At 69.3% G+C, this 8,787-nt stretch carries 9 protein-coding genes; 3 read left to right on the forward strand and 6 right to left on the reverse strand.

The features are described from left to right. Positions 1–29: 29 nt before the first annotated feature. From J1C73_RS21820 to J1C73_RS21840, 5 genes are all read right to left on the reverse strand, one after another. The gene (locus tag J1C73_RS21820) at positions 30–785 is read right to left on the reverse strand and encodes a ribonuclease FAU-1 family protein (RefSeq protein WP_307797766.1); all 756 of its coding nucleotides are present in this window, start codon (positions 783–785) and stop codon (positions 30–32) included. A 70-nt stretch (positions 786–855) separates the two neighbouring features. After that, complete coding sequence (locus tag J1C73_RS21825; protein ID WP_207317906.1) at positions 856–1,239, reverse strand: hypothetical protein; 384 nt, start codon at positions 1,237–1,239, stop codon at positions 856–858. Positions 1,240–1,261: 22 nt separating this feature from the next. Beyond that, the gene (locus tag J1C73_RS21830; protein ID WP_123460631.1) at positions 1,262–1,513 is read right to left on the reverse strand and encodes a DUF397 domain-containing protein; all 252 of its coding nucleotides are present in this window, start codon (positions 1,511–1,513) and stop codon (positions 1,262–1,264) included. Then, complete coding sequence (locus tag J1C73_RS21835; RefSeq protein WP_123460632.1) at positions 1,506–1,694, reverse strand: DUF397 domain-containing protein; 189 nt, start codon at positions 1,692–1,694, stop codon at positions 1,506–1,508. Before J1C73_RS21835 ends, J1C73_RS21830 begins: the two co-directional genes overlap by 8 nt. Before the next feature lie 11 nt (positions 1,695–1,705). Then, positions 1,706–2,557, reverse strand: a complete 852-nt coding sequence (locus J1C73_RS21840) for a helix-turn-helix domain-containing protein (protein ID WP_123460633.1) — start codon at positions 2,555–2,557, stop codon at positions 1,706–1,708. A 336-nt stretch (positions 2,558–2,893) separates the two neighbouring features. On the opposite strand from J1C73_RS21840, the gene J1C73_RS21845 reads away from it, so the two are divergent. Beyond that, positions 2,894–3,238, forward strand: coding sequence for an ATP-binding protein (locus J1C73_RS21845; RefSeq protein ID WP_307797767.1), 345 nt, complete (start codon positions 2,894–2,896; stop codon positions 3,236–3,238). 156 nt (positions 3,239–3,394) lie between these two features. Beyond that, the gene (gene lacZ, locus J1C73_RS21850) at positions 3,395–6,559 is read left to right on the forward strand and encodes a beta-galactosidase, LacZ type (RefSeq protein WP_207317908.1); all 3,165 of its coding nucleotides are present in this window, start codon (positions 3,395–3,397) and stop codon (positions 6,557–6,559) included. A 682-nt stretch (positions 6,560–7,241) separates the two neighbouring features. On the opposite strand, the gene kilB is transcribed toward lacZ, so the two are convergent. Beyond that, the gene (kilB, locus tag J1C73_RS21855) at positions 7,242–7,706 is read right to left on the reverse strand and encodes a plasmid transfer protein KilB (protein ID WP_207317909.1); all 465 of its coding nucleotides are present in this window, start codon (positions 7,704–7,706) and stop codon (positions 7,242–7,244) included. 197 nt (positions 7,707–7,903) lie between these two features. Here kilB and J1C73_RS21860 point away from each other — a divergent pair. Further along, on the forward strand, positions 7,904–8,787 hold an 884-nt coding region (locus J1C73_RS21860), incomplete at its 3' end, for a hypothetical protein (protein ID WP_207317910.1).

Below are 8,787 nucleotides of genomic sequence, written 5' to 3' on the forward strand. Positions count from 1 at the left end.
ATGTATGGCGAGGTGGGGGTGTGCGTCGTTCAGGGGAGGGAGCGGCGGGGGTTGGGTGGACGGGGTGGTGTCGTCCAGGCCGACGGTGGCTTGAAATCGCACCAGGAGCCGTCGAAGGGAAACGTTCCGGCCTCGGCGAGCCGTGCGACCGCGTCCCCCTCGGAGCGGATGGCGACCGCTTCCTCGGCGGTCCAGTACGCGGGGTGGCCGGTCTTCTCCGCGAAGGACTGCTCGTCCTTCCATCGCCAGGTACGGTCCGGCGCCACGTTGAGGTCCAGCTCGTGGTCCGCGATGTCGATGTCGTCGCCGTGATGGAGCCGGCGTTCCAGATTGACGTACCAGCCGCGGAACTTCTGTCTGCGCCCGAACAGCCACAGGACGGAGTGGGCCGCGCCGGTCGGCTGGTAGAAGAGGGCGTTGCCCATCGGCCACCGGTCCGGGACCACGGGGTACCCGTCGGCGGGGCGTTCGTGCGGGGCGATGTCCCGCAGATGCGTGGTGCCGCGCGGCAGGGCGGTCCGCCACATCGGCGTGCCGGTCTCCATCCACAGCAGCTGACCCGCGGTCGTACGTTCGACGAGGCGGACGGGAACGGAGGCGCTCAGGTGTCCGCCTATGAAGAAGTTCCAGTGCAGGATCTGCCCCGGACTCGGTTCTGTGCCTGCTCGGCCGCCCGTACGGCCGCCCGTAAGGCCGCCCGTGTTGAGCCTCGTGCCGTTGGTCGCGACGTCCCTCTTGCCCGCTTTCATGCGATTGATCATGCCCGCGTCGAGGTCTTCGGACACGTGCCCGTACCTGTCAGGCGCTCGCACTCCCGGAGGGGGTCCGCATCCAAGTGGCATTCGCGGGCGGCCGTCACCTGGTGAGGTGCCTGTGGGCGAACGGTGCTGTTCCCAGTACGAGCACGGTGAAAGCGGTGAGCCGTTGCAGACCGGGCTGCGCCGTGAAGTGGCTGTGCTGGATGCCGTGGACCGCGTACCAGTTGGCGACGAGGTCGGTCGCCATGATGGCGCAGGCCAGGTCTACCCCCGCGCGCCTTCCCCGGAGCAGGAGAAGCGCCGCGAGCGTGTCCAGGAGAGCCAGCGAGGTCCAGTACAGGTTCAGCCAGCCGGGAGCCCAGTCGTAGGGGCGAAGGCCGTGCTGGAGGAGGCCGGTGATGTGGGCGACGGACCCCACGAGGAGGAGGCCGGTCGCGTACGCGCAGACCAGCGCTACCGCGTGGCGTGGGGTCCGGGACATCCATCCGGTCATGACGCCCCGGTCAGGCGGAACCCCGCGCGGGCGCCGAGCCGGTCGCGGGTTCGGTGAAGTGGTCGAACTCGCCGGCCCGGACGCCCTTGGCGAAGGCCTCCCACTTGGTGCGGGTGGTCGTGACCACGTTCTCGGGGTCGCTGGTCTCGCGCAGGTGGACGAGATCGACCTCGCCGAACGCGATCTCGATCCAGGGGCCGGGTCCGGGCTCGTCCTCGGGGGCGGCGCGGATCCAGGTCAGGTCGGCGGGCTGGTCAGTCATGGAGCCGGTCCTCCTTGAGCGTGCGGAGGAGGGCGTCGAGGGCGGCGGGGGTGGTCCGGAGTATCGCGCCGCTGGGGTCGCCTGATTCGGTGAGTCTCACCTTGCCGTTGTGGGCGGCCACGTGGAGGCAGGCTTCTCCCTGTGCGCAGTAGGACGACCTCTGCCAGGAGTGTGCGGGCATCAGGGTTCCTTTCACAGGCCTTGGGCGATCTTGTGGATGAGTTCCTGGGACTGTTCGACGTTCAGGGAAGCGGCATTGAGGCGCTCCAGCAGAAGTCGGTACTGGGCCAGTTGGGATTCCGCGTCGATGAACACGGGGCCGTGCGATTGGTCGAGCTGCGCGGTGTCGAGTACGGGAACGGGGCCGCGTACGTAGTAGAGGGATTGCCCCGAACCCGGGTAGCAACTGGCCTCGAAGGGGATCACGCGGATGGCTGTGTGGGGGAGCTCGCTCATCTCGAGCAGGTGCCGGAGCTGACTCCGGGCGATGTCCGGGCCGCCGAACCGCATGCGCAGAGCTGCCTCGTGAATAACGGCCCGGTAGGGCGCAGGGCTTGTGCGATAGAGGACTTCCTGCCGCTTGATGCGGTAGGAGACGCGGTGCTCGATCTCCGGCGGTGGCAAGTCGGGGACGGCCTGCCGATAGATCTCCCGGGCGTGATCGACGGTCTGGAGCAGGCCGGGGATGTGGATGCTGTGTGCCGCGTGCAAGGCGGTGCCGTGGTGCTCGATCTCGGCCAGGTCGAGCAGCTTGGGCGGAAGGATCTCCCGGTACTCCTCCCACCAGCCGCGCTTGCGGTCGGTCGTCATGGATACGAGTGCCTCGATCAGGGCTTGATCCGTGCAGGAGTACGTGTGGGCCGCGACCCGTACTCGTTCGGCACTCACCCCGAAGCGTGCCACCTCCATGTTGCTGAGCTGTCCCGAGCTGGTACCGAGGAGGTCGGCCGCTTGCGTGGTGGTCATTCCGGCGCGTTCCCGCAATTTGCGCAGCTCGGCGCCAAGTCGTGTGCGACGTGCGGAGGGGGCGGCCCTGCGTGCCATCTCGAACTCCCATTGCAATGCAGCTGGGTTGGACTGTCACTCACACGAGTGATTCATATCAAGGATTCCGGTCCGCGAGTGCAAGGAATCCTTGCATCCGTCTAATCTCGGTTCCAGGCCACCCGCCCGGAAGCACCCCGCTCGACGGAGCGGCCTCGTCACCGGGCACCCACCGCAGGACCCTCCATCCACACCTTCCGCCCCTCGCGATCGGAGACTTCCATGCCCACGGCCACCGTAGCGCCGCCCTGGACGTACACCCTCCAACTCCCGCGGGATCCCCGGGCCCCCGGGGTGGCCCGGCATACGCTCCGTCACGTACTCCGCGTTCACGGTATGTCCGAACTCCTCGAAACCGCGGAACTGTTGGCGAGCGAGCTCGTCACCAACGCGTACCAGCACTCTTCGGGGTCGTACTCCCTGCGTATGCGTGACGCGGGGCGCAGCCGGGTCCGGCTGGGTGTGTGGGACACCGATCCGCGGATCCCGGCGCCGTTCCGGTGGAGTGAGCAGGCGCCTGCGGAGCTCGCCGAGAGAGGGCGGAGGCTGTATCTCGTCACGCTCTACGCGGAGTGCTGGGGTGCGTACCCGATGCGTGGCGGGCTTCCGGGGCAGGGCGGCAAGCTGCTCTGGGTGGAATGCGCGGCGAAGCCGGACTGCCGGTCGGGTGAGCTGCCGTAGCCGTGTGCGGAGGGGTGCCGGATTCCCGGTGGCTGGCGATAGGGCCTTTCGGCGGGATCAGGCCGCGACGCGTGGCGATCCCGCGCGGAGTCTTGCGTGTTGAGTGATTTCGTCTGATGGTGATGGTTCTTGTTGTCTTCCGTTCGGAGTCGCTTCATGAGCGCATACCGTCCGAGCCGTCGTTCCGTCCTTTCGACCGGAGCAGCCCTCGCGGGCTGGGCCGTCTTCTCAGCGCAGAGACAGGCTTTCGCCGCGGACGCCCCCGAGTGGGACGCGGAGCCGAGAGTCTTCCAGGTCGGCAGAGAGGCGGCGCGGTCCCGGCTCGTGCCGTACGCGAGCGGCTCCGAGGCACTGCGCGGAGACATGGAGAAGTCGCCCTACTTCCGTTCCCTGAACGGAACCTGGCGCTTCAAGTGGTCCAAGAACCCCGACGCCCGGCCCGTCGGCTTCGAGGCGCCCGGGTACGACGACGGCGGCTGGGACCGGATCCCCGTACCGTCGAACTGGGAGATCGAGGGCTATCCGGAGCCGATCTACCTCAATATCCGCTACCCGTGGATCGGCTACGAGACCCCCGCGCCTCCCGCGGTTCCGCACGACTTCAACCCGGTCGGCTCCTACCGCCGCACCTTCACCGTGCCGCGCGACTGGTCGGGCCGGCGCACCCTGATCTCCTTCCAGGGCGTGAAGTCGGCGTTCTTCCTCTGGGTCAACGGCAAACGGGTCGGCTACAGCGAGGACAGCTACACCCCCGCCGAGTTCGACATCACCGACCACGTGCGGCCGGGCGACAACACCCTGGCCGTCGAGGTCTACCGCTGGTCCGACGGCAGTTGGCTGGAGGACCAGGACATGATCGACCTGTCCGGGATCTTCCGGGACGTCTATCTGTACGCGATCGCGCCGGTCCATGTGCAGGACCTCTTCGTGCGGACCGCGCTGGACGACGCGTACCGCGACGCGGTCCTCACGGTCACCGCGACGGTGCGCGACCGGGGCGGCGCCGAGGCCGCCGACCGCCACCGGATCGAGGCGGTGCTGTACGACGGGCGGGGGCGCCGGGTCGGCCGTCCGCTCACCGGTGACGTCGTCCCGCAGGGCTCGGGGGACGCGGAGGTGACGTTGAAGGCGGATGTCGCCGCGCCCGCGCTGTGGTCGGCCGAGGACCCGAACCTCTACACCGTGGTCGTCACGCTCACCGACGGCTCGGGGCGGACGGTCGACGTCCAGCGGACCCGTACCGGTTTCCGCGAGGTCGAGTACGGGCCGGGCAGGTTCACCGTGAACGGCAAGCCCGTCATGTTCCGCGGCACCAACCGCCACGAGTCCGACCCCGACCACGGCCAGGCGATCCGCGAGCCGCGGATGCTCCAGGACATCCGGCTGATGAAGCAGCACAACATCAACGCCGTGCGCACCTCGCACTACCCCAACAGCCCGCGCTGGCTGGAGCTGTGCGACGAGTACGGCCTGTACGTCGTCGACGAGACGAACCTGGAGAGCCACGGCGTGCGCGACACCCTGCCGGCCTCCCTGCCGGAGTGGACCGACGCCTGTGTCGACCGGATCCGCTCCATGGTCGAGCGCGACAAGAACCACCCGAGCGTCGTGGTCTGGTCGCTGGGCAACGAGGCCGGTGGGGGCTCCAACTTCCAGGCCATGGCCGACTGGGTGCACGCCCGGGACGCCTCCCGGCCCGTGCACTACGAGGGCATGAACGAAGTCGCCGACCTGCACAGCGAGATGTACACCAAGCCGGCGGACGTGGAGGCGTACGGCAGGTCGGGCAAGCAGACGCCCTTCATGCTCTGCGAGTACGCGCACGCCATGGGCAACAGCAGCGGCAACCTCAAGGAGTACTGGGACATCTTCGAGCGCTACCCGAATCTGCACGGTGCGTTCGTGTGGGACTGGGTCGACCAGGCGATCCGGCTCCCGGTACCGGGCGACGCGAAGCACACCTACCTGTCGTACGGCGGGGACTGGCACGACGGGTACCCCACCGACGCCAACTTCTGCTGCAACGGCCTGGTCGCGGCCGACCGTACGCCGCACCCCGGGCTGCTGGAGCTCAAGAAGGTGTACCAGCCGGTCGCGGTCCTCGCGGCGGATCTCGCGGCCGGGACGGTCACGGTGCGCAACAAGCACCTGTTCAGCGGCCTGGACGCGTACGAGCTGCGCTGGGACGTGACCTGCGACGGCCGGAGCGTGCAGCACGGCAGGCTCGCGGCGCCGAAGGTGGCGCCCGGCGGCGAGGGGACCGTGCGCGTCCCCTACCGGAAGCCGCAGAAGCCCGAGCCGGGCGCCGAATACTGGCTGAACGTCTCCTTCGTACTGAAGGCGAAGGCCAGTTGGGCCGATGCCGGGCACACCGTGGCCGCCGAACAGCTCGCTCTCGACTGGCACACTCCGGCCCCCGCCGACCCGGCCCCGGACACGCTGCCCGCCCTCGACCTCGACGAGACAGACGCGCGCGTACGGATCAGCGGGCGCGACATGGACGTGGTCCTGGACAAGTCCAGCGGAACGCTGGCGTCGTACCGGGTGAAGGGGCGGCTGCTGCTGGCCGGCGGCCCGGTGCCGAACTTCTGGCGCGGGCCCACCGACAACGACATCGGCCGCGGCGCCCAGAAATCCCTGCGGACCTGGCGGGACGCCGGCACCGACCGCAAGGTCACCTCCGTCAAGACCGGCCGGCCGTCGCCCGGAGTGGTCACCGTCGAGGTGGCGTGCACCCTGCCCACCGCACCCACGGCGTCCACCTGGACCACGGTGTTCACTGTGCGCGGGGACGGCGAGATCCGGGTCCGGCACACCTTGGAGGCCGCCGCCGGGCTCCCCGATCTGCCCATGGTGGGCGCACTGCTGACGGTCCCGGAGGGCTTCGAGCAGATCGACTGGTACGGGCGCGGCCCGCAGGAGAACTACTGGGACCGGCACACCGGCGCGTTCGTGGGCCGCTACCGCTCCACCGTGGACCAGCAGGTCGCGCCGTACGTCCGGCCCGAGCAGACCGGCAACATGACCGACGTGCGCCATCTGTCGGTCACCGACCGGTCGGGCACCGGACTTCTGGTGCGGGCCGATCCGGACGAGGACGGTCCCCTGCTGGAGACGAGCGTCCTGCACCACTCGCCGTTCGACCTGGACGGGCCGAAGCACCCGTACGAGCTGAAGCGGCGCGACGAGACGATCCTGGGCGTCAACCACCGGCAGATGGGGGTCGGCGGCAACGACTCCTGGGGAGCCCCTCCGCTCGCGGAGTACCTGCTGCACGCGGGGCGTACCTACACGTACGCCTACCGGCTGCGGTCCGCGTAGCGGGACCAGGGCGGCTCGCACGCCTGGTCGGTGGGCTGCTGAGCCCCGTCTCACCCGGTCCGACCGCAGCCGCGACCGGCTGGGAGCCGAAGGCCGGGAAGGCCGCGTCCCGCCCCCCGGGGGGGGCGGACCTTCCCCGTCCTCTCCCGTCGTGCTTGGTGTCGTAGACGTAGAGCTTCTCGTCGTACGGAGGGAACTCCACCTTGCCGACGAACCAATCACGCGCGGAGAGAACCATTTTGACGGCGTGACTTCCGGCGTCGCGCCGGAAGTACGTACCGCCGGGTTCGGGCTGTAGGCCTGGGCCGGTGCGGCCGTGCCGGCCAAGGCACCTGTCGGCAGAGCTGTTCCGGTGAGCGGCCCTGCAATGCGTTGTTGGATCCTCATCTCGTTTCTCCCCCGTTCGGACAGGTGCCGCTCGGTACTCGTCGTTCAACCCTTGTCACTCTGGCCGAGAGAGGGAGGCGGCGGGATACCCCGCGAATGGGGCTATGAAACAACCGAGTTGAGGATGAGGAACTTCCGGGTCGGGATATCCCGTACGAGATGTGCGATTCGATATCGGGGACGGGAAGGATTCGGAAAAGTCCTTCCCCCGGACAGCTCCATGCCGGATATCGCGGCCGCCCCGTCGGCTGTCCGGAACTGAGGGACGCATTGGTTCCCGTGTCCGCCCCTGTCCTCAGACGTGTCGGCGTGCAGTCCCGACGAAGGCGTCGATCAGGTTCCGGGTCGCCGCCCGCCGGGCCGCGACGTCATCGAGGTCCTCCGCGCGGTTGATCCTGCCGACCGCCGAGAAGACCTCGACCGCGGCGGCGATGAGCGGGGGTTCGGCGGTGATCAGCTGGAGTTGGAAGAGGGCGTGCTGTGTCTTGGAGCGCAGCTCGAACGAACGGTTGCGCAGCGAGACTTCGTCGTCCGGGTCGCGGCCTTCGTGCACGCAGAACCAGTGGTGCAGCATGGCCTGGCGGAAGTCGACGAGCAGTCCGGCGTACGTGCCGTAGACGTCGAGCCGTCCCTGACGCAGTCGCTCCCGGTGGGCATTGGCCTCGGTGCGCCGCGCGGATCGCTGCTGGAAGACGTGCGTGACCGTCGAGCCCAGCAGAGTACCGAGGACCGCGATGACGCTCGTGGCTATGGCATCCATGGCGCACCATGCAACCAGAACCCCCGTCAACCCGACCAGTGGCCGTCGACCCGACCGGTGACCGCCTTCGCGTCCGGTGATTGCCTTCGCGTCCGAGGCCGGGAGACATCACGTCTCACTAAGGTTGTCAGGTGCGGAATGTCGACCGGGCGCGACCTTGCCCGTGACCTCGACGGCCGCCCCGCGTTAGGAGAGATGTGCCCAAGACTGTCGTCTCGCAAGAGACCGCCGCCTCACCGTCCGTGCAACCCGTCCTGCCGCCCTTCTTGCTGACCACACGACAGGGGGAGGCGGCACGCGCGCTCCTCTCGTACGTGGTCGAACTGCCGCTCGCGTCCGTCGACGCGCAGTTCCTTGCCGTCGTCGTGGCCATCAGGGCCGCGCGGGGCGGCGTCGGTAACGTCACCGGCACCGACCTGCGCTCGTTGAAGCTGGAGGACCCCCGCCGGGCGGTGGCCGATCTGGAGGCCGTCGGATGGCAGGTGCCCGGTTCGCTGGTCGACGGGGACCAGGACATCCCGGTGGGGATCAAGGTCCCGGACATGAGCCGTGAGACGGACCACCCGCTGCCCCTGGGCAAGGGAACACGGTCGCGGGTGTCGGGGTGGGCCATGCGCGCGCGGATCGCGAAGCCGGTCAGGAAGGCGTCGCCGGCCACCCGGCTGGCCGCCCTGTTCCTGGCGGCCCACAGCACCTCCGAGCTCCACGGGCAGATCCCGGTCCAGCTGCCGGAGGCCTGCCGCGCCGCCGTGCCCGAACTCGCCGTCAAGGGGTTCCTCGCCGACCTCTCCGGCGACACGTACCGGCTCGACCCGGTGGTGCGCCACCTCGCGGGCCTGTTCCGTACCCCCGCCGAGATCGCGGAGGAGGAGCGCGCCGAAGCGTGCCGGACGCCTTCCGCCCCCGAACCGGGGCAGATCAGCCCGGCCGAGTGGGACGGGTGGAAGTCCGGTGCCAGCCCCGCTCTGCGGCGGCACGTGGAGGCGGTCGAGCACTGCCCGCTGTGCCGGTTCTCCACCGGACGGGTCGCGAAGGCGTTCATGTACCCCCCCGCCGGCATCCCCGCCCCCCGGTCCGTGCT

The sequence above is a fragment of the Streptomyces laculatispora genome (assembly GCF_017353455.1).
Classification (GTDB): domain Bacteria; phylum Actinomycetota; class Actinomycetes; order Streptomycetales; family Streptomycetaceae; genus Streptomyces; species Streptomyces laculatispora.